The sequence below is a fragment of the Brevundimonas sp. GW456-12-10-14-LB3 genome (genome assembly GCF_059424365.1).
Genome location: NZ_JBWKZJ010000012.1, coordinates 13,366 through 32,350, shown reverse-complemented (window position 1 = coordinate 32,350; position 18,985 = coordinate 13,366). Strand labels below are relative to the sequence as shown.

Genomic DNA, 18,985 nt, shown 5'->3' with positions numbered 1-18,985 from the left:
GGCCCGATCCCCTGTTCTAAGGGGGCATGAACCAAGACGCCTCCTATTTCTTCTGCGGCATCGGCGGGTCGGGCATGCTGCCCCTGGCCCTGATCGTCCAGGCCCAGGGCGCCCGGATCGAAGGCTCGGACCGGGCGCTGGACCAGGGCCGCACCCCTGAAAAGTTCGACTGGCTGCGCGCCCACGGCGTCACCCTGCACCCCCAGGACGGATCGGGCGTCACCCGGCCCGATCAGATCGTGGTCGCCACCGGCGCGGTCGAGGAGACGGTGCCCGACATCGGCGCGGCCCGCCGCGTCGGGGCGGCGATCAAGACCCGGCCCGAACTGCTCAGCGAGCTGTTCAACGCCGCCCCCACCTCGATCGGGGTGGCGGGCACCAGCGGCAAGTCCACCATCACCGGCATGATCGCCTGGATCCTGCACCAGACCGGCCGCGATCCGACCGTCATGAACGGGGCGGTGATGAAGAATTTCGCCGACGCCGACCATCCGTTCGCCAGCGCCCTGATCGGCGGGTCGGATCTGTTCGTGTCCGAGGTCGATGAATCGGACGGCTCGATCGCCCGTTACGTCCCGACCGTGGCGGTCGTCTCCAACATCTCGCTTGACCACAAGTCGATGGAGGAGCTGCGCGACCTGTTCGGCGGCTTCGTCCAGCGGGCGGCCACGGCGGTGCTGAACCTGGACAATCCCGAGACGGCGGCCCTGGCGCAGGAATTACCGCCCGGAAAGGCGATCACCTTCGCTTTGGGCGAAGAGGCGGCCGACCTGTCCGCCCACGATCTTCAGCCCCAGCCGACCGGCATGCGGTTCCGCCTGATCGAGGGCTGGAGCGAGTTCGACGTCAGGCTGAACGTGCCCGGCGCCCACAATGTCGCCAACGCCCTGGCGGCGCTCGGCGCGGTCAAGGCCCTGGGCGTCTCGACGGCCGAGGCGGTCAAGGCCCTGGAAAGCTTCGCCGGCATCCGGCGGCGAATGGAGGTGGTGGGGACCGTCAACGCCGTCACCGTCATCGACGACTTCGCCCACAACCCCGACAAGATCGCCGCCACGCTGAAGACGCTGCACGCCTTCGACGGCCGCCTGCTGATCCTGTTCCAGCCCCACGGCTTCGGCCCCCTGAAACTGATGCGGCGGGAGTTCATCGACGGTTTCGTCGGCCTGATGCGCGAAGACGACGTCCTGCTGATGCCCGAGCCGGTCTATTACGGCGGAACCACCGACCGCAGCGTCGGCAGCGAGGCCGTCGCTGAAGGGGTGCGCGAGGCCGGCCGCCAGGCCGAGGCCCTGCCCGACCGCGCGGCCTGCGGCGACCGCATCGTCGAAATGGCCCGACCCGGCGACCGCGTCCTGGTCATGGGAGCGCGCGACGACACCCTGTCCAGCTTCGCCGCCGACCTGCTGGAGCGGCTGGGCGCGCGCTGAAGCCTGACGTTCGGAGCCAAGGCGCCGCTTCGGACGTTGCCGGAAGATGAGCGCCGCCGCCCTGATCGATCTGAGCCGAGAACGCGCCTATCTGCGCGACCTGGGCCGCGCGTTCGGGGGCGCCCTGGTGTTCAGCATCCCCCTGCTGATGACGATGGAGATGTGGGAGCAGGGCGTGGCCATGGACCGGGGCCGGCTGCTGACCTTCATCGTCGCCGGCCTGCCCCTGCTTTACGGCCTGGCCTATTATGCTGGCTTCTCCGACCGGCGGGGGCTGGCGAACGATCTGATGGACACGGCCGTCGCCCTGGCGGTCGGCTTCCTGACCGCCGGCGTGCTGTTGAGCCTGTTCGGCGTGGTCCGATGGGGCGATCCCCCGCGAGAAGCCCTGGGCAGGATTGCGCTTCAGGCCGTTCCGGGCGCCATGGGCGCCCTGCTGGCCCGCCGCCAGCTGAGCGGCGACGCGGACGGCGGCGAGACCCAGGAGGATCAGGCCTCCTATGTCGGGGAGCTGTTTCTGATGGCGGCCGGCGCCCTGTTCTTCGCCCTGAACGTCGCCCCGACCGAGGAAATGATCCTGATCGCCTACAAGGCCGGCGCCCTCAACGTCCTGGGGCTGATGGCCGTGTCGATCCTGCTGCTGCACCTCATCGTTTTTCGCGCGGGCTTCGCCGGTCAGGAAGAGGCGGATCGACCGGCCCACGCCTTCTTCCACTTCACCCTGCCCGGCTACGCGATCGCCCTGGGGGTCAGCCTGTTCGCCCTGTTCGTCTTTGGGCGGATCGAAGGGCATTCTCTGGCCGGGGTGGTCCAGGCGACGGCGGTCCTGGGCTTTCCCGCCGCGATCGGCGCGGCCGCCGCCCGTCTGCTGGTCTGATCCGATGAACCGAGCCACGCGCCGAAAAGCCGCCCCGCCCCGCCCGCTTTTACAGACCGCCATGGCCGCTCTGGGCGGGGTGGCGACCCTGGCCGCCGTCGGGGTGATCGTGTGGGAGGCCGTGCACCCCGCCGCCCCGGCGACCCTGAGCGCGCGGATCGAGAGGGTCGAGACCACCGCCCACGGCCACGTAGCCGCGATCAAGGTGGTCAATGACGGCGACGAAACCGCCGCCGGGGTCGATGTCGAGGCCGTGGTGGGCGACCAGACGGCGACCGCCACCCTGGACTATGTGCCCGGCCGCGGCCATGCGACCGCCTATATGCGGTTCGACGCCGATCCGCGCGCGGCGGTGGTGACGGTCAAGGGCTGGTCGGCGCCCTGAAGGGCTCAGATCAGCAGCAGGGGCAGGGTCTGAAACACCACCCCGACCCCGCCGATGAAACAGCCGCCGACGCCGACGGCCGGCTCGAATCCCCGACGGGTCCTCAGGATCAACAGGGCGAGCCCCGCCTCGCCCGCCAGACAGGCCAGGCTGAATCCCCCGCCGATCAGGCGCCACAGGGGCGCCTCGGCCGTGGCCACCACGTCCGCCGTGGACGAGATCAGATAGACGCCCAGGAAATGGGCCGCCCAGATCAACAGCCCGCCCGTCAGGATCAGCCAGCGTCCGATGTCAGCCTCCCGGGAACAGATGGGTCAACAGGGCGGCGCCCGCCCCTTGCGCGGCGGAAAAGCCGATGAACAGGGCGATCAGCTGATAGGTCGCCGGTCTCCGGGCCGACAGCAGGCCGAAGATCCAGCGCATCAGGGCGAAGACCGCCATGATGGCGCAGATGGCCGCGAACAGCCCCTGCCAGGCGATCAGGGCGAAGACGGTCGCCCCCTGGCCGCTGGCCTGGGGACGCAGGCCCGCCCCCCACCAGGCGGACGCCTCGACCGCCCAGCCCGCCCCGATCGCCAGGCCCGCCAGCAGCATCAGGAGGGCGGCGATCACCCCACTGCGGGGACGATCCAGCGCCAGGGCTCGCAGGGAGGCCCAGGCCAGAAGCGCCGCCGCCGCGCAAAGGCCCACGACCTGGATCAGAGTTCCCATTTCCGGCGGCGCCTGCCACAGATCGGGTCGGCGGCTCCACAGAAAGACATAGGAGAAGCCGGCCATGACCGCGACCATGCCGGCGACGATCAGGGTGATGACCATGGCCCACCAGCCGTGGCCGGTCGGACCCGAGACATAGGTCGGCAGGCGCACCCCCGCCCCGATGTCCACCACAGCCGCCCCGCCCTCGCGCCGATCCGGCCGGTCCAGCTTCCAGCACCATTTGAGGATGCAATATACGGCCAGAATTCCACTGATCACCGAAGCCAGATAGGCCTGGATGGTCAGGATCAGGAAAAAGCCCGCCGTAAACACCGCCCCCCAGACGTGCCAGCTGGAGGGCCGGGGGATTTGCAGCAGATACTGGGGTTCGGCGTTCAGCGGGCTGGTGACGATGGTCTCGCGTTCGCCGCGCGGGGCGCCGGGCAGGAAATAGCGGCCGGCCTCGACGTCCTCGGCCAGCCCCTTCTGCTCCCAACCGGGATAGAGGCTCTTGATCACCGGAATGGAGCGCAGCGAATAGAGGCCGGCCGGCAGCCACTCCAGCCCCGGCCCATTGAAGACATTGCCCGCCTCGCGTCGCCCGAAGGGGCGGAAGTTGCGGATCATGTCCACCCCCCAGATCAGCACCGCCAGGCCGAACAGGAAGGCGCCGACGGTCGAGATCATATTGGGCAGGTCCCAGCCCCGATCCGGCAGATAGGTGTAGACCCGCCGCGGCATCCCCATCAGCCCGGTCAGATGCATGGGCAGGAAGGTCACGTTGTGGCCGACGAACATCAGCCAGAACACCCACCTGCCCCACCGTTCGCTGAGCGGCCGGGCGCTGGACATGGGGGTCCAATAGTAGATGGCGGCGAACAGCGGAAACACCATGCCGCCGATCAGGACGTAGTGCAGATGGGCGACGATGAAATAGCTGTCGTGGGCCTGCCAGTCGAAGGGGACCATGGCGACCATGACCCCGGTCAGACCGCCCATGACGAAGATGACCAGCCCCCCGACGGCGAACAGGCCGGGCGTGTTGAACCGCATCTTCCCCGCCGCCAGGGTGGCGATCCAGGCGAAGACCTGAACCCCTGCGGGCACGCTGACGGCCATGGAGGCGGCGCTGAAATAGTTGATCGAGATCTGGGGCATGCCGGTGGTGAACATGTGGTGGGCCCAGACGCCGAAGCTGATGAAGCCCGTCGCCAGCATGGCCAGGACCACCAGCCTGTGTCCCACCAGCCGGGTCTGGGCCACGGCCGGGATGATGGTGGACATGGCGCCCGCCGCCGGCAGGAAGATGATGTAGACCTCCGGGTGGCCGAAGAACCAGAACAGGTGCTGCCACAGCATCGGATCGCCGCCCCGCGCGGCGTCGAAGAAGGGCCAGCCCAGCGCTCGCTCCAACTCTAGCAGCAGGGTCGACAGGATGATCGACGGGAAGGCGATGATGATCATGCAGGCGAAGATCAGCATGGCCCAGGCGAAGATCGGCAGCTTGTCCAGGGTCATGCCGGGCGCCCGCGTCTTCAGGACCCCGACGATGATCTCGATGGCGCCGGCGATGGCCGAAATCTCGATGAAGCCGATGCCCAGGAGCCAGAAGTCGGCGTTGATCCCCGGCGAATAGGCCATGGAGGTCAGGGGCGGATACATGAACCAGCCCCCGTTCGGCGCCAGGCCGAAGAAGAGGGAGCAGAAGAAACACAATCCACCGATCAGATAGGCCCAGAAGGCGTAGGCGCTGAGACGCGGGAACGGCAGGTCGCGCGCCCCCAACATCTGGGGCAGCAGCAGCACCCCCAGGGCCTCGACCGCCGGCACGGCGAACAGGAACATCATCACCGTGCCGTGCATGGTGAAGATCTGGTTGTAGGTCTCCTGGGCCAAGAAGCCCGTCATCGGCAGGGCCAGCTGGGTCCGCATCAACAGGGCCAGAACCCCGGCCAGCACGAAGAACAGCATGGCCGCGCCGACGTAATAGACGCCGATATAGTTGTTGTTGATCGCGGTGATCCATTCCCACGGCTTTCGCGGCGCGCACCAGACCTGTTCCAGCTGCTCCAGCTCGCCTTCGGGGCGGGGGTCGCGGCTCGGCAAGCGTTTATAGAGTTCGGGATCGAACCCGGTTTCCGAACTCATTTCAGACTGTCCAGATAGGCCGAGACGGCGCGCAGGTCCTGGCCCGTCAGGACCGGATAGGAGGGCATGCGGTTGCCGGGCTTGACGCCCTGGCTGTCCGAGATCCAGCCCGCCAGAGTGCCCTGATTGTTCGGCAATATGCCCGCCCCGATCGTCTGGCGGGAGCCGACATGGGTCAGGTCGGGACCGGCCAAACCATTGGCCTCGGTTCCCCGAATGGTGTGGCAGGCGCCGCAGCCGGAGGCGGCGAAGACGTCGCGGCCGCGCGCGATCATTGCGGCGGTCGGCGCGGCCGCATCCAGGGCTACGGCCGGCCCGGCCTGACGCGCGCGCCAGGCGGCGAATTCCTGGGGCGTATGGGCCACCACGACCAGCCCCATCAGCGCATGGGGCCCGCCGCAGTATTCGGCGCACTGGCCGCCGTAGGTTCCCGGCTGATCGGCCTGCAGCCGCATGAAGTTGCGCCGGCCGGGGATCATGTCGGTCTTGCCGCCCAGGCGCGGAACCCAGAAGCTGTGGATCACGTCGGCGCTTTCCAGCTCGAACACCACGGGCTGACCGGCGGGGATATGGACCTCATTGGCGTCCTGAAGGATTTCGCGCCCCTGGTCGTCCAGATAGGCGACCCGCCACCACCACATCTCGCCGGTGACGCGGACCCGCATCTCGCCCGGTCGCGGCGCCTCGGCGACCCGCGCGGTCGTGGTCAGGCCGTAGATCAGAAGGCCGGTCAGAACCACGATCGGAAAGGCCAGGCCGCCAATCCAGACCAGACGCTCGCCGCTGACCCGCCGCTTCCACCGCCGGGGGCCGAACAGGGCGATCCCCAGGGCGATCAGCACCACGGTCATCACCACCGCCGCCATGACGAACAGCACCCAGGCCACCACCTCGATCGGCCCGGCGAAGGGGCCGGCCGGGTCCAGCACAGGCGGGGGCCAGCCCGCGGTTCCCGGCGTCGGTTCAGTCGTCATCGAGCGTATACAGATAGGCCGCGACGTCGCGGGCTTGGGCGTGGTTCAGGGGCATGGGGGGCATGGCGGTTCCGGGATCCAGGGACGGCGCGTCGATCAGCCAGCGGGTCAGGACGCCGGGCTGGTTCGGCAGGCGCCCGGCGATGAAGGGGCGCGCCCCGAAGCCCGCCAGGTCGCCGCCGCTGCGGCCTTCGGGCCAGGCGACGCCGGGAATCGTGTGGCAGGCGGCGCAACCGACGGCCTCGATGACCGCCAGGCCGCGCGCCGGATCGCCCTGGGCCACCGGCCGGGGCTGATCCGCCTTGTCGACGCAGGCGCCGAGGCCCGCCGAGGCGAGCGCGAGCAGAGCCGCGGCGGCGGTCCGCCCTGCCTCGCCCTGTCCGCCCCATCTCATCGCCGCCCGGTCCCCCGCCCTGAATCGCCTCGGGCCAGGCCTCGAAAGCTTCGCCAGACCAATCCCCGCAGGAGGAGGAAGTTCCCCGGCTGCGACATGGCGTCTCCGTCGGGCGGCGCCTTCGGAACCGGGGCCGTAGGCGGGGGTTGGATGCAGGTGCGCGCGCCCCTTGCCCCTCTGATGCTCCTGATGCTGCTGGCCGGATGCGAGGCGGCGGCGACCGACACCGACCGCGTTCTTTCGGCCAATGGCGAAGTCATCGCCCTCAGCGGCGGCGCCGGCGGTGCGGCCAACGCCTGTTTCACCTGTCACGGCCTGGACGGCGGCGGCGACGGGGCCGCCGCGCCGCGCCTGGCGGGCCTGGACGTCGGCTATCTGCAGAAACAGATGGAGGACTACGCCTCGGGCCTCAGGGCCGACGACCAGATGACGCGCATCGCCAAGGCCTTGGATCAGAGAAGCCGACGCGAGGTGGCGGCCTATTACGCCGCACTGCCGATCCCGCCGACGGAACGGAACGCCGCCGCCCCTGCGCCGTTGGTCTATCTGAGGGGCGATCCCGCGCGAGGGGTGGTGGCCTGCGCCGCCTGTCACGGCTTGAACGGCGAAGGAACCGGCCTGGGCGGCAATCCTCAGATCGCGGGTCAGCCCTACCCCTATCTGGTCGAACAGATGGAGCGGTGGAAGTCGGGCGAACGCCGCAACGATCCGCGCGGCGTCATGGCCGCCGCCGTCAAACCGCTTTCGGACCTAGAAGTCCGCGCCATAGGGCTTTGGCTGTCCGCGCAACCTGCTTCTCCAGCGCCCGCCAGCGCCTCTGCCACCGGGTCCGCTTCCGTCGACGCAGCGGCACGACCGGCAGCATCGCGTGAAACACGTCGTCCCGATCGATCAGATGGTGCTTGAGGGCGGCCCCGGCGTGGATGGGGATCATCAGCAGCAGGGTGACCACCAGGCCCCAATGCATCCATTCCGCCGCCGCCTCGATCGCCCATAGCTGACTGTTCGACAGGTCCTGAAAGGGCAGCAGGGGCCAGGGAATGAAGCCCAGCGTCTCCAGTTCGCGCGTCCGGTCCGTCGCCGAGATCATGGCCCAGCCCGACAGGGGCAGGCCGAACAGGCAGATGTAGAAGACATAGTGGGTGACGTGGGCGGCCCAGCTCTCCCACCCCGGCTTGTCCGCATCATTGATCAGGTCCGGCGCCAGCAGCCGCCAGGACAGCCGTCCGATCACCAGGATCAGCATCAGGACGCCCACGGCGAAATGCAGATCATAGGCGGCCAGCATCTGACCGCCGACCGGCTGACGCCCCATCCACCAGCCCCAGCCCAGCTGAAAGATCACCAGGGCGGCCATGACCCAGTGAAACAGGATGCCGACCGGCGAATAGCGGCCCTGGTCATGGTGGCCCGCCGCCCATTCCAACAGTTGGGTGAAGAGCTTTTCGATCACGCCGGACGCACCCCGGCCTCGGCGGGAAGGTCCGGCCCCAGCATCCGGCCCAGCCGCCACAGGGCCGCCAGCAGATAGAGGCCCGCCGCCGGCGCCCACATGATCAGCCCCGCCGCCTGCTGGTCCTCCAGCGGGGTCAGGCCCCAGGCCAGGGTCGTATAGGCGTGGGGCGCATAGACGGCCTGGCCGGCGAAGGTCAGGACCGCGCCCAAGAGCCCCATCGCCAGCATGGCCGCCAACAGGCCGACCACGGCCGCAGGCGCGCTGGCGGCCCGCGCCGCCGCCCAGAACCAGACGGCGGAGGCCAGAAGGCTGAGCTGCATGATCCAATAGACCAGGTCGCTGGACAGGGCGGCGCCATAGGCGGCGGGCGCATGCCAGACCCACAGCACCGCCGCCTGGACGAAGGTCGCCAGGGCCAGAGACCCGTATCGCCGTCTCGGCAGCATCTCGGCCAGCAGGGGCGCCGCCACGGCGACCAGCAGGACGTGGTGCACGGTCCGGGCCGAAAACAGGGCCGAGCTGAGGGCGCAAAGGGGCGAGACGAAGCTGACGCCCAGCACGACCATGGCGGCCAGGCCCAAGCCCCGCGACCGGCCGTGCGTCCACATCAGGATCAGGGCCGTCGCCCCGGCCATGACCAGCAGCAGCACGGGGTCCAGGTTCCAGCGCCAGTCGCCGGCGGCGGGCGCGGGGCCGCAATAGGGCGTCCAGCCCAAGACGGGGGTCAGGCTCTGGTTCATCAGGATCGTCTGGTCGGCTGCATGGGCCCGCCCTTGCTGCAAGCTTCACATCGGAAAGGTGCGACAGGCCGGCCGGTTCCGCGCGGAAACGCCCGCAGCCCTGCGGCGTTAGGTCACCGAACCGGAGGCGAGGAGACGATCATGGCCGCAAGACCCACCTGGCAGGGGCATTTGAAACTGTCGCTGGTGACCTGTCCGGTCGCCCTCTACACCGCCACCGCCTCCAACGCCCACGTCAGCTTCCACCTGATCAACCCCGAGACCAACAACCGCATCCGCATGGTGCCGACCGACCCCGACACCGGCCCGATCGAACGGTCGGATCTGGTCAAGGGCTATGAGGTGGCCAAGGACGAATATGTCCTGTTCGACGACGCCGACTTCGACAAGGTCAAGCTGGAGACCACCCGCACCATCTGCATCGACAGCTTCGTGGACGAGGACGAGATCGACCGTCTGTACTGGGACGACCCCTTCTATGTGGTGCCCGAAAAGGGCGTGGGGGCCGAGGCCTTCGCCGTCATCCGCGACGCGATGAAGTCGGCGGGCAAGATCGCCATTGGGACCCTGGTCCTGCGCGGGCGGGAACGGCAGCTGGCCCTGGAGGTGCGCGGCAAGGGGCTGGTGGCCTATTCCCTGCGGGCGCATGACGAGGTGCGGCCCGCCGAGGACTATTTCGACGACATTCCCTCGGTCAAGGCGGACAAGGACATGGTCGAGATCGCCGGCCGGATCATCGCCCAGAAGGAGACGGACTTCGATCCGACCGACTTCAAGGACCGCTATGACGAGGCCCTGCGCGAGATGGTCAAGGCCAAGCAGAAGGGCGGCAAGTCGGTGGTCGAGGCGCCCGAGCCCGACGACACCAATGTGATCGATCTGATGGAGGCCCTGCGCAACAGCCTCAAGGGCTCCGCGACCGGCGCCAAGCCGAAGAAAAAGGCCCCCGCCAAGAAGAAGCCGGCGACGCGCAAGACGGCGGCGTGATGGGGTCGGGGTTATAGTGATTAGTGCTAGTGATTAGCGCTGGTGAGCAAGAGGTGGGCTGGGCGCGGACCAGCGGACACTTCCACTGCTCATGCCTTGCTCACTAGCACTAGCAATACTCACCAGAACCGCCCCTCTAAAGCCCCATCGCCTTCAGCACGGGCCGCAGGCTGACCTCGCCGGCCCTGAAGTCCTTCCACGGATCGGACTTCTTCAGCAGGGCCGGGGCGTCGTGAAGGGTGAAGGCCCGGGGATCCAGGCCCGCCTTGACCTGGCCCCAGGACAGGGGAAAGGCGATGCCTGCGCCCGGCCGCGCCCGCACCGACCAGGGGGCGACCGCCGTCGCCATCCGACCGTTCCTCAGATAGTCGATGAAGATCTTTCCGCCGCGCGCCTTCTTGGCCAGGGTGGTGGTGAACCGGTCGGGATCGGCGCGGCGCACCTCTTCGGCCACGGCCTTGGCGAAGGCCTTGCATCGGTCCCATTCGATCCGGCTGCGGCCGTCCGAGCGGATCGGAACCACGACGTGCAGCCCCTTGCCGCCGGTCGTCTTGACGAAGGGGTTCAGCCCCTTGGCCTCCAGCGTTTTTCGCACCGTCTTGGCCGCCGCGATGACCGCTTCGAAATCCAACCCCTCGTCGGGATCGAGGTCGAAGGTGACCTGTTCGGGCGTCTCCGGATCGCCGGGCCGACAGCCCCACGGGTGCAGCTCAAGCCCGCCCGACTGGGCGACGGCGACCAGCCCCCCGACATCGACCACGGCGACATAGGGTTTGCGCTCATGCACGTCGATCAGCTTCAGCCGCGGGTTCGAGCCCGGCATGGCGTGGCGCTGGAAGAAGGTCTCGCCCTCGATCCCGTCGGGCGCGCGGATGATCGACACCGGCCGGTCGGCGACATGGGGCAGGATCCGTTCGGCCGCCTGTTCATAGTAGCGGGCCAGATCCGTCTTGGTGATCGCCGGCCGCCCCCCGGCGGCGGGCCACAGAACCTTGTCCGGGCTGGACAGGGTGACGCCGGCGACGATCACCTTGTCCTTGCCCGTTCTGCGCGGCGCGGGCGCGGCCTTCTCCGCCTGTTTCGACGACGGCGGTTGCGGCTTATCGACCACCTCCTGAGCCCGCTTGTCCTCGCGCAGCCCCTTGAAGGCCGCATGGCGCAGGGAGCCGCCTTCGGTCAGGCCGCCGTGTTCCAGCTCGGCCACCAGAACCGGCCGCAGCCAGTGGATGTCCTTGCCGCCGCGCGGCGCCCCCTTGCCGACGAAGGGCGAGGTCTCGGCCGCCGCCGCCTTCAGCGCGGGCAGCAGGGTCTTCAGCAGGGGGGCGGAATAGCCGGTCCCGACGCGGCCGAGGTAGCGCAGCCCCCCCTCCTCCTCCGCCACGCCGACCAGGAGGGAGCGAAAGCGCGTCCCGCCCTCCGACGACCAGCCGCCGATGACGACCTCATCCCTGCCCCGGCATTTGGACTTGACCCAGGTCGAGGACCGGCCCGGCTGATAGGGGGCGTTCAGCGTCTTGGAGATCACCCCCTCCAGATCCATTCGGCAGGCGCTGTCCAGAACCGCCTGGCCGGTGGAGGCGAAGTGATCGACATAGCGCACCCTCCCCCGCGCCTTGGCCGGGATCCGGTCGATCAGGGCCTGGAGCCGCGCCTTCCGGTGCGACAGCGGCAGGGCCGTCAGATCGTCCCGCCCCTCCTTCAGCAGGTCGAAGACGAAATAGACCAGGTCCTGGGTCTTTCCGTCGGCTATGGCGGCCTGAAGGGCGGAAAAGTCCGGCGTATGGTCCTCGGTCAGGGCGCACAGTTCGCCGTCCACCACCCCGTCGGGCCACTGGGCCGCATCGGCCGCCAGTTCGGGAAAGCGGTCGGTCCAGTCATGGCCCCGACGGGTGTAGAGCCGCGCACGCCCGCCGCCGACGGCGATCTGGATGCGATAGCCGTCGAACTTGATCTCATGCACCCAGCCGGCGCCCCCAGGCGGATGGTCCGCCACCTTGCACAGCTGGATCGGCTGGAAGGCGGGCGGCTGGGCCAGGTCCGCTTCGCGCGGCTTGGCCTTCGGCGGCTTGGGGCCCTTGCGCGCCACGGGGCGGGAGGCGGTCCATTGGGTCTTGCCATCGGCGATTTCGGCCAGGCTCCGGCCGCTGGCGACGGAGGCGTCGATCTCCATATTGGCGTCGCCCTCGCCGGGCACGGCCGCCTCGTCCTTCTCCTTGATCAGCAGCCAGTTGTTGCGTTTGGACGGTTTGCCGCGATCGGACTTCAGCCGCACCAGGGCCCAGCCGCCGCTCAGCCGCTCGCCGTGCAGGATCATCTTCAGCGAGCCGCGCTTCAGCGCCGCCTCTATGTCGGGCTCCTGCGGCTCCCATTCGCCGCGGTCCCACAGTTGGACGGTCCCGGCGCCGTAGTTGCCGGAAGGAATGGTCCCCTCGAACGTCCCATAGGCCAGGGGGTGGTCCTCCACCTCCACCGCCAGTCGTTTGACCGCCGGATCGCGCGACGGCGCCTTGGTGACGGCCCAGGACTTCAGGACCCCGTCATGTTCGATGCGGAAGTCGTAGTGCAGCCGGGTGGCCGCATGGCGCTGGATCAGATAGGTCAGCCGGCCCTTGCGTCCGGCCTTGGTCTTTCCCGCCGGTTCGGGGGTGCGGGTGAAGTCGCGCTTGGCCCGATAGGCTTCCAATCCGTTCGCCATGTCGCCGCCTCGCCCGTCTTCGTCCCTGGTCGGACGACAACGTGCATGGGGCGAATTCGATCACCCGGCTCTCCGGCGACCGTCAGACGGTTTCGTTGGCCGAAGCGGCGGCTTGCAAGGCGCCCCATCCCGACAGAAGAAGGACGCAGACGTCGTCGGCCCAGGGCGCGCCCTCTTCAGACACCGACAGGGCCATCTGAAGCAGGGCCGAGACCATGCCGGCCCTGTCGCAGCCGTCCGGCATGACAGGGCTCAGATCGCGCTCATCGACCTCATCGGCCAGCCAGGCCGCCACGCCGTACGGGGGCCAGGAGGCGTCTGCGGCCGGGATCTCAAGCTGCGGCGATCGCATCGAAAGCCTCGTCGGCGGGACGGCTGCGGTCCGGCGGCAGCAGATTGTCCAGGTCCAGCAGGCTGAGCATGGCGCCGTCCACCGCGAAGATTCCGGCGACGACCCCACCCTGGCCATGGCCCATGTCCGGCGTCGCCTGGCGGTCGGCGTCGTCCAGTTGGACGATGTCGGACACTCCCTCGACCAGCAGGCCCACGGTCCGCCCGCCGCAGTTGGCGACCATGATGGCGTGACGCGCTGAGGGTTCAGTCGTCGGCAGGCCCAGACGCGCGGCCAGATCGATGATCGGCAGGACGCTGCCGCGCAGATTGACCACCCCCTTCATATAATGGGGCGACTGGGGCACGGGCGTCGCGGGGGTCCAGCCCCGGATCTCCAGCACCGAGGTGATGTCGATGCAGAAGGCTTGGTCCCCGACCCGGAAGCCGACCATCTCACGACGGCCGGCGCCGGCGCGGTTGACGGAAAAGGCGTCGGTTTGAGTATGCGCCATGGACATCAGAAGGCCTCCCATTCGGAGTGAACGGCGGCCTGTCGGCCTCCGCCCGCGGCGAGTTTCAGTCGGGGCGCAGGGCGGTCGGCCGCGAAGGCGGCGATCCGGCCATGGGCCTCTTGCAGCGGCGCAGGTCGGCTGGAGCCGCCGTCCTGGCTGGTGGTGAACCGGCCGACCAGCTGGGCCAGTTCGGCGGCCTCGCGGCTCAGGGCCACGCTGGCGGCCGTCGACTCCTCGACCATGGCCGCATTCTGCTGGGTCACCTGGTCCATTTCATTGACGGCGGTGTTGACCTCGGCCAGGCCGACCGCCTGTTCCTGGGTCGATCCGCGAATCTCGCTCATCAGCTGAGTGACTTCGACGATCCGGCCGGCGATGCCGGTCAGGGCCTCGCCGGTTTCACGCACCAGGACGACGCCGGATTTGACCTGGGCGCCGCTGGCGGAGATCAGGGTCTTGATCTCCTTGGCCGAGTCCGCCGACCGCTGAGCCAGGGCCCGCACCTCTGAGGCCACGACCGCAAAGCCCCGCCCGGCCTCGCCGGCGCGCGCCGCCTCGACTCCGGCGTTAAGCGCCAGAAGGTTGGTCTGGAAGGCGATCTCGTCGATGACGCCGATAATCTGACTGATCTGGTCGGACGAGCGTTCGATCTCGCCCATGGCGTCCACCGCCCGTTGGACCACGGCGCCGCCCGTTTCGGCCTGGGCGCGGGTCTGGCTGACCACCTTGTCGGCCTCCTGGGCGTTCTCGGCCGTCCGGCGGACGGTGGCCGTAATCTGATCCAGGGCGGCCGCCGTCTCTTCCAGGCTGGCCGCCTGACGTTCAGTGCGACGGGACAGATCTTCGGCCGCTGAACTGATTTCCTTGGCGCCGGACTGCATGGTCTCGGCGTTGCCGCCGATGACGGCGATCGCCTGGTCCAGCGCCGCCATGGCGCGGTTGAAGTTCTCGCGCAGAGCGGCGTACTCGCCCGGAAAATCCTCTTCGATCCGATAGGACAGATCGCCCGAGGCCATGGCCGACAGGCCCTGGCCCGTATTTCGCACCACCATGGCCTGAACGGCCGCCGCCTGACGATCAGCCTCGGCGCGGCGTTCGCGCTCCTCTTCGACGGCGGTGACGTCAATGGCGAACTTGACCACCTTATAGGGCTTGCCGTTGACGTCGAAGATCGGATTGTACGACGCCTCGATCACCGCCCGCTTGCCGTTCTTGCCGTAACGGACGAACTTGTCGGCGACGAATTCCCCGGCGTTCAGCCGTTTCCAGAACTCGGCATAGGCCGGCGAGCCGGCCTCGGCCGGATCGACGAACATCCGGTGATGCCGGCCTTTGATCTCGGACAGTTCATAGCCGAGCACCGCAAGGAAGTTGGCGTTGGCGTCGAGCACCACGCCGTCGAGATCGAACTCGATCACCGCCTGAGACAAATGAACGGCCGCGACGATGGCGCGAAGCTCCAAGAGCTCCTCGCTTTCCGCCTGCGGTCGATTGAACAGCTTACGCATTCGGGTGGCTTTCTCTTCTTTGCCGCCTTTTCCCAGACCCACATTACCGCTTCGCTATACGATGCTTCGCGCCCGAAGCTTTTACAACCTTGGTCGATGCCGCTATGCCACTACCAGTTTAACTTCGTTTGTAAGTAAAAGTACTAGTATCCCCGAAAAGCACAGCGATGTTGGGTTCAGATAAACATTCCGTACACTTTCCAGTAATGAGTGAGCACTAACGCTGCAGCCAAAGGGCGACGAACGCCCGCAGCATCGAGAGCGGATATGTGGGCCAAGGGGAAAAAGCCGGCGAGCGGCATGCTGGAAACGGCTGTAGAGGCTCTTCGCACCAACATCATGTTGGCCGACAAGGACCTGAACATCACCTATCTGAACCCGGCGGTTCGCAATCTTCTGCAAGAGGCGGAAGCCGAGCTACGGTCAGACCTGCCCAACTTCAGCGTTGATCGGCTGGTCGGCTCCAACATCGACGTCTTCCACAAGAACCCGGCCCACCAGCGGCGGATGCTGGCGACTTTGAGCGAACCCCATTCGGCCACCATCCGGGTCGGGGGTCGCGCCTTCGACCTGTTGGTCACGCCGCTGAAACAGGGCGGCAAGGCCGCCGGTTTCGTCGTGGAATGGGCGGACGCCCGCTATCGGCTCGCCAGCGAGGACTATGCGGCCCAGATCGAGGCCATCGGCCGATCTCAGGCCATGATCGAATTCACCCTGGACGGGACCATCGTCAACGCCAACCGCCTGTTCCTGGACGCCATGGGCTATCAGTTAGAAGAGATCGTCGGGCGCAAGCACGCCATCTTCGCCGAGCCGGCCTATCGCGACAGTCCTGAGTACAGCCAGTTCTGGGCCGCCCTGTCGTCCGGCCAGTTCCAGTCCGGCGAGTTCCGGCGCGTCCGCAAGGACGGCGGGGCCGTCATCATCCAGGGCTCCTACAACCCCATCGTCAATCCGGACGGCAAGGTGGCCAAGGTGGTCAAGGTCGCCGTGGACGTGACCCGTCGAGTCGAGGCGGTGGAACAGATCGGCGACGCCCTGACCGCCCTGGCCCAGGGCGACCTGGAGCGCCGCATCACCACGGCCTTCATCCCGGAACTGGACAAGCTGAGAACCGACTTCAACGCGGCCGTCGACGCCTTGCAGGCGACGATGAAAAGCGTCGGCGAGACGGCGGGCGCCATCCGTTCCGGCGCCGACGAGATCGGCGTGGCCTCCGACGACCTGTCGCGCCGCACCGAACAGCAGGCCGCCAGTCTGGAGGAGACCGCCGCGGCTCTGGATCAGCTGACCGCCACCGTCCAACGCAGCGCCGCCAACGCCCAGCAGGCCGCGACCGTCGCCGCCGGGGCGCGCGGCGACGCCGAACGGTCCGGCGCCGTCATGGAAGAAGCGATCGGCGCCATGGCCGAGATCGAGCGCTCCTCTGGCGAAATCAACCAGATCATCGGCGTCATCGACGAAATCGCCTTCCAGACCAATCTTTTGGCCCTGAACGCCGGGGTCGAGGCGGCGCGCGCGGGCGAGGCTGGTCGCGGCTTCGCCGTCGTGGCGTCTGAAGTTAGAGCCCTGGCCCAGCGGTCGGCTGAGGCGGCGAAAGAGATCAAGGGCCTGATCGCCGGCAGCACCAGTCAGGTGGGCAAGGGGGTGAAACTGGTCGGCGAAACCAGCCAGGCCCTGGCCGTCATCGTGGACCGGGTCGCCGAGATCGACGGCCTGATCACCGAAATCGCCACCTCGGCGCGCGAACAGTCGACCGGCCTGGCCGAGGTCAACACCGCCGTGAACCAGATGGACCAGGTCACCCAGCAGAATGCGGCGATGGTGGAGGAGTCGACAGCCGCCTCCCATTCGCTTCGCCAGGAGACCGAGAACCTCGCCTCGATGATCGGGCGGTTCCGCCTGGGCGCCGGATCAAACTTGCTCGCCGCCGCCCCGCTCGCCGCCGCTCGCCCCGCCTCGCCGCCCCGTCCCGCGCCGGTGAAGCTGGCCGCCGTCGCCGGCCGTCAGACCGCCGCCGCCCAGAGCGTCGAGGCGGACTGGGAAGAGTTCTAGAACCCGATCGTTTGGCCGGCGCCGCGCAGCGGTTCCGGCCAAAGCGTCAGTCAAGCGCTCGCTTGGATTTTCAGCCGATCAGGCCCTGGGACCGGACGCAGCGGGCGGGCGTCGACGCGGGGCGGGCTTGAGCTTGCGCCCCTCCTGCTCAGACAGCCGTTCGACCGCCGCGCCGATCTTTTCGAGCGTTCTCTGGGTCACGGCCAAGTCTTCGGCCCCGACGGACTCGAGAATCTGCTCCTGAACGCAGGACAGGCACTTAGACCAGACGTCATGGGCCGACCGTCCCTCGGCGGTGATCTGCAACAGATGCGCCCGTCGGTCGCCGATCAGGGTCTGACGGCTCACCAACCCCGCCGACAGCAGGGCGGCCGTGCGGGTAGACATGACCGCCTCTGACACGGCCAAAAGGTCGGCGGCCTCGCGCTGGGTCAGGCCGGCAGGCCGGTTCTGCAACAGCGTCAGCACGGCCAACTGGCCGACGCCGAAGCCGGCTTCGGCCAAAACCTCGTCCAGGTGGGCGGCCCACCGCCGCGCCAGGATCGCAACCGTCAGCCCCAGGGTGTTGCCGGCGTCGCCCTTGCCGCAGTCGCCGCAGTTCGCGTCCGGGCGGTGACCTGCGCAGGTCGCAGGATCGCCACAGACGAGGGGTCGATCTTCTGGCTCGGCGTGTCGGGCGCCGTCGTGCATGTCAGGTTTCCTTCTTAGCCTGACAGTTTCACCCAAGTACCCTGCACGCAATAAGGATTTTCCCGAGTGGGCGGGGTATGTAATCGTCAACAGACATTGTCGGGCCAAGTTAAGGCTGTCGTGGGATAAGCCCGGCCACGCCTGAATGATGGGCGATCGGCAAGACCCTGTCCCAGGTTAAAGCCGCCACCGCAAGGCCGCGCAACATGACGGTGTCACCACAGGCGCCGCTCATGAGACGCTATAAAAATAACAGACTAGGCATCCCGCAGAACCTGGATAACCTTCAGCGGTCAGGGTCAGCGTGTTGGGTCAATCGCGCAGTCGCTTGTCCCCCGGTCGCCATTGCAGTCGCCGCGCTCGTCTACGACACTCAATGCACCCTCGCGGCTGCCTGGCGTCTCATACGAGGCGAGATAGGCGACGAGACCCTGGATTTCCTGAACGGTCGCTGTTTGCGTGGTCGGAGCGACCGGGACCGCCGTGATCGTCAAGCTGTTGCCGATGAAGGTGAGTTGGTAGTTCGCCGAGGCCGCAAGGCTTCCCTGGGTGATGGCGTAGGCGCCTGGCGCCTCGCCTAGGGACCGTGTAAGCGCGCCGGTCAGCGCATCGCCGGTTACAAGACTGCCGGTAGTGACGGCGTAGGTTAGCGCGGGATCCGGCGCGCCCTGGGTTTTGGAAACCGCGTCGGCGGACACGGTGATCGACCGTCGAAGGATGGTCGCAAGAGTCGATGCGGGCACGGTGAGAGTATAGTTGCCAGCATCGGCGCCGGTCAGGCCGACGCCGCTGACCGTCACCGTCTTGCCGGTTCCGGCGTTGGCGTCGGTGAAGGCGAAGGATCCGGCGGTGGCGCCGACGCTGTCACCGCCGAGCACGCCGTTCAATGTCACCGTTCCCGCGGCCGCCGTCGTGCCGTCATAGGTCTTGTTAGACGCAGACACATTGGCGGTGATCGCACGCTGAAGGATGTCGGCCAGGGCCGTAGCGGGGATGGTCACGGTGTAGTTGCCCGCATCCGCCCCCGTCAGACCGACGCCGCTGACCGTCACCGTCTTGCCGGTTCCGGCGTTGCGGTCGGCGAAGGTCCAGGTTCCCGCCGTCGTGC

Annotated in this window: 17 protein-coding genes and 1 pseudogene; 6 read left to right on the top strand and 12 right to left on the bottom strand. The window is 68.0% G+C overall.

The features are described 5' to 3' along the window. The first annotated feature begins 26 nt into the window (after positions 1-26). From AC07XS_RS07130 to AC07XS_RS07120, 3 genes are all read left to right on the top strand, one after another. A complete protein-coding gene (locus tag AC07XS_RS07130) occupies positions 27-1,427 on the top strand; it encodes a UDP-N-acetylmuramate--L-alanine ligase (protein ID WP_182714162.1) in 1,401 nt (466 codons plus the stop codon). Positions 1,428-1,473: 46 nt separating this feature from the next. Next, the gene (locus AC07XS_RS07125) at positions 1,474-2,304 is read left to right on the top strand and encodes a TIGR02587 family membrane protein (protein ID WP_182714163.1); all 831 of its coding nucleotides are present in this window, start codon (positions 1,474-1,476) and stop codon (positions 2,302-2,304) included. 61 nt (positions 2,305-2,365) lie between these two features. Next, positions 2,366-2,689 carry a hypothetical protein gene (locus tag AC07XS_RS07120; RefSeq protein ID WP_182714164.1) on the top strand — a complete coding sequence of 108 codons (324 nt, stop codon included), beginning with the start codon at positions 2,366-2,368 and terminating at the stop codon, positions 2,687-2,689. Positions 2,690-2,694: 5 nt separating this feature from the next. Here the strand turns inward: AC07XS_RS07120 and AC07XS_RS07115 are convergent, their stop codons facing one another. The 4 genes from AC07XS_RS07115 to AC07XS_RS07100 are packed head-to-tail and all read right to left on the bottom strand — an operon-like array spanning position 2,695 to position 6,901. Next, the gene (locus AC07XS_RS07115; RefSeq protein WP_321208037.1) at positions 2,695-2,946 is read right to left on the bottom strand and encodes a hypothetical protein; all 252 of its coding nucleotides are present in this window, start codon (positions 2,944-2,946) and stop codon (positions 2,695-2,697) included. A gap of 34 nt (positions 2,947-2,980) precedes the next feature. Next, on the bottom strand, positions 2,981-5,533 hold the full coding sequence (locus tag AC07XS_RS07110; RefSeq protein ID WP_182714165.1) for a cbb3-type cytochrome c oxidase subunit I: 2,553 nt from the start codon (positions 5,531-5,533) through the stop codon (positions 2,981-2,983). Next, positions 5,530-6,507, bottom strand: a complete 978-nt coding sequence (gene coxB, locus AC07XS_RS07105) for a cytochrome c oxidase subunit II (protein ID WP_152949537.1) — start codon at positions 6,505-6,507, stop codon at positions 5,530-5,532. Before coxB ends, AC07XS_RS07110 begins: the two co-directional genes overlap by 4 nt. Then, positions 6,497-6,901 (bottom strand): c-type cytochrome, encoded by a 405-nt coding sequence (locus tag AC07XS_RS07100; RefSeq protein WP_054764778.1) that lies wholly within the window; start codon positions 6,899-6,901, stop codon positions 6,497-6,499. The genes coxB and AC07XS_RS07100 overlap by 11 nt, the downstream gene beginning before the upstream one ends. A gap of 96 nt (positions 6,902-6,997) precedes the next feature. Between AC07XS_RS07100 and AC07XS_RS07095 the strand changes: the two are divergent. After that, positions 6,998-7,585 (top strand): annotated as a pseudogene (locus AC07XS_RS07095) (c-type cytochrome); the annotation flags it as partial. Positions 7,586-7,634: 49 nt separating this feature from the next. Here the strand turns inward: AC07XS_RS07095 and AC07XS_RS07090 are convergent. Next, positions 7,635-8,354, bottom strand: a complete 720-nt coding sequence (locus AC07XS_RS07090) for a cytochrome b (protein WP_224761256.1) — start codon at positions 8,352-8,354, stop codon at positions 7,635-7,637. Then, the gene (locus tag AC07XS_RS07085; protein WP_182714167.1) at positions 8,351-9,097 is read right to left on the bottom strand and encodes a cytochrome c oxidase assembly protein; all 747 of its coding nucleotides are present in this window, start codon (positions 9,095-9,097) and stop codon (positions 8,351-8,353) included. The genes AC07XS_RS07090 and AC07XS_RS07085 overlap by 4 nt, the downstream gene beginning before the upstream one ends. 141 nt (positions 9,098-9,238) lie before the next feature. Between AC07XS_RS07085 and ku the strand changes: the two genes are divergently transcribed. Beyond that, positions 9,239-10,084, top strand: a complete 846-nt coding sequence (gene ku / locus AC07XS_RS07080; protein WP_182714168.1) for a non-homologous end joining protein Ku — start codon at positions 9,239-9,241, stop codon at positions 10,082-10,084. A 136-nt stretch (positions 10,085-10,220) separates the two neighbouring features. Here the strand turns inward: ku and ligD are convergent, their stop codons facing one another. The 4 genes from ligD to AC07XS_RS07060 all read right to left on the bottom strand — a co-directional run bounded on the left by ligD (position 10,221) and on the right by AC07XS_RS07060 (position 15,132). Next, positions 10,221-12,779, bottom strand: coding sequence for a DNA ligase D (gene ligD / locus AC07XS_RS07075; RefSeq protein WP_182714169.1), 2,559 nt, complete (start codon positions 12,777-12,779; stop codon positions 10,221-10,223). 82 nt (positions 12,780-12,861) lie between these two features. Further along, positions 12,862-13,131: a hypothetical protein gene (locus AC07XS_RS07070; RefSeq protein WP_054764773.1), complete on the bottom strand. Its 270-nt coding sequence runs from the start codon at positions 13,129-13,131 to the stop codon at positions 12,862-12,864. Then, positions 13,112-13,624, bottom strand: coding sequence for a chemotaxis protein CheW (locus AC07XS_RS07065; RefSeq protein WP_054766834.1), 513 nt, complete (start codon positions 13,622-13,624; stop codon positions 13,112-13,114). The genes AC07XS_RS07070 and AC07XS_RS07065 overlap by 20 nt, the downstream gene beginning before the upstream one ends. Before the next feature lie 5 nt (positions 13,625-13,629). Continuing rightward, a complete protein-coding gene (locus AC07XS_RS07060) occupies positions 13,630-15,132 on the bottom strand; it encodes a methyl-accepting chemotaxis protein (protein ID WP_182714170.1) in 1,503 nt (500 codons plus the stop codon). Between the two features lie 300 nt (positions 15,133-15,432). On the opposite strand from AC07XS_RS07060, the gene AC07XS_RS07055 reads away from it, so the two are divergent. Continuing rightward, positions 15,433-17,187 (top strand): methyl-accepting chemotaxis protein, encoded by a 1,755-nt coding sequence (locus AC07XS_RS07055; protein ID WP_224762151.1) that lies wholly within the window; start codon positions 15,433-15,435, stop codon positions 17,185-17,187. A 78-nt stretch (positions 17,188-17,265) separates the two neighbouring features. Here AC07XS_RS07055 and AC07XS_RS07050 read toward each other — a convergent pair whose 3' ends face one another. Continuing rightward, positions 17,266-17,877: a MarR family winged helix-turn-helix transcriptional regulator gene (locus AC07XS_RS07050; RefSeq protein WP_182714171.1), complete on the bottom strand. Its 612-nt coding sequence runs from the start codon at positions 17,875-17,877 to the stop codon at positions 17,266-17,268. A 299-nt stretch (positions 17,878-18,176) separates the two neighbouring features. Then, a partial coding sequence (locus AC07XS_RS07045; protein ID WP_494732660.1) for a YDG domain-containing protein occupies positions 18,177-18,985 on the bottom strand: 809 nt, incomplete at its 5' end.

What these genes read in the sequence shown, in the direction of transcription:
- AC07XS_RS07060 (WP_182714170.1), bottom strand. Translation starts at nt 15,132, where the DNA reads ATGCGTAAGCTGTTCAATCGACCGCAGGCGGAAAGCGAGGAGCTCTTG.
- AC07XS_RS07130 (WP_182714162.1), top strand. Translation starts at nt 27, where the DNA reads ATGAACCAAGACGCCTCCTATTTCTTCTGCGGCATCGGCGGGTCGGGC.
- AC07XS_RS07070 (WP_054764773.1), bottom strand. Translation starts at nt 13,131, where the DNA reads ATGCGATCGCCGCAGCTTGAGATCCCGGCCGCAGACGCCTCCTGGCCC.
- AC07XS_RS07110 (WP_182714165.1), bottom strand. Translation starts at nt 5,533, where the DNA reads ATGAGTTCGGAAACCGGGTTCGATCCCGAACTCTATAAACGCTTGCCG.
- AC07XS_RS07085 (WP_182714167.1), bottom strand. Translation starts at nt 9,097, where the DNA reads ATGAACCAGAGCCTGACCCCCGTCTTGGGCTGGACGCCCTATTGCGGC.
- AC07XS_RS07050 (WP_182714171.1), bottom strand. Translation starts at nt 17,877, where the DNA reads ATGCACGACGGCGCCCGACACGCCGAGCCAGAAGATCGACCCCTCGTC.
- ligD (WP_182714169.1), bottom strand. Translation starts at nt 12,779, where the DNA reads ATGGCGAACGGATTGGAAGCCTATCGGGCCAAGCGCGACTTCACCCGC.
- ku (WP_182714168.1), top strand. Translation starts at nt 9,239, where the DNA reads ATGGCCGCAAGACCCACCTGGCAGGGGCATTTGAAACTGTCGCTGGTG.
- coxB (WP_152949537.1), bottom strand. Translation starts at nt 6,507, where the DNA reads ATGACGACTGAACCGACGCCGGGAACCGCGGGCTGGCCCCCGCCTGTG.
- AC07XS_RS07100 (WP_054764778.1), bottom strand. Translation starts at nt 6,901, where the DNA reads ATGAGATGGGGCGGACAGGGCGAGGCAGGGCGGACCGCCGCCGCGGCT.
- AC07XS_RS07120 (WP_182714164.1), top strand. Translation starts at nt 2,366, where the DNA reads ATGGCCGCTCTGGGCGGGGTGGCGACCCTGGCCGCCGTCGGGGTGATC.
- AC07XS_RS07055 (WP_224762151.1), top strand. Translation starts at nt 15,433, where the DNA reads ATGCTGGAAACGGCTGTAGAGGCTCTTCGCACCAACATCATGTTGGCC.
- AC07XS_RS07065 (WP_054766834.1), bottom strand. Translation starts at nt 13,624, where the DNA reads ATGGCGCATACTCAAACCGACGCCTTTTCCGTCAACCGCGCCGGCGCC.
- AC07XS_RS07125 (WP_182714163.1), top strand. Translation starts at nt 1,474, where the DNA reads ATGAGCGCCGCCGCCCTGATCGATCTGAGCCGAGAACGCGCCTATCTG.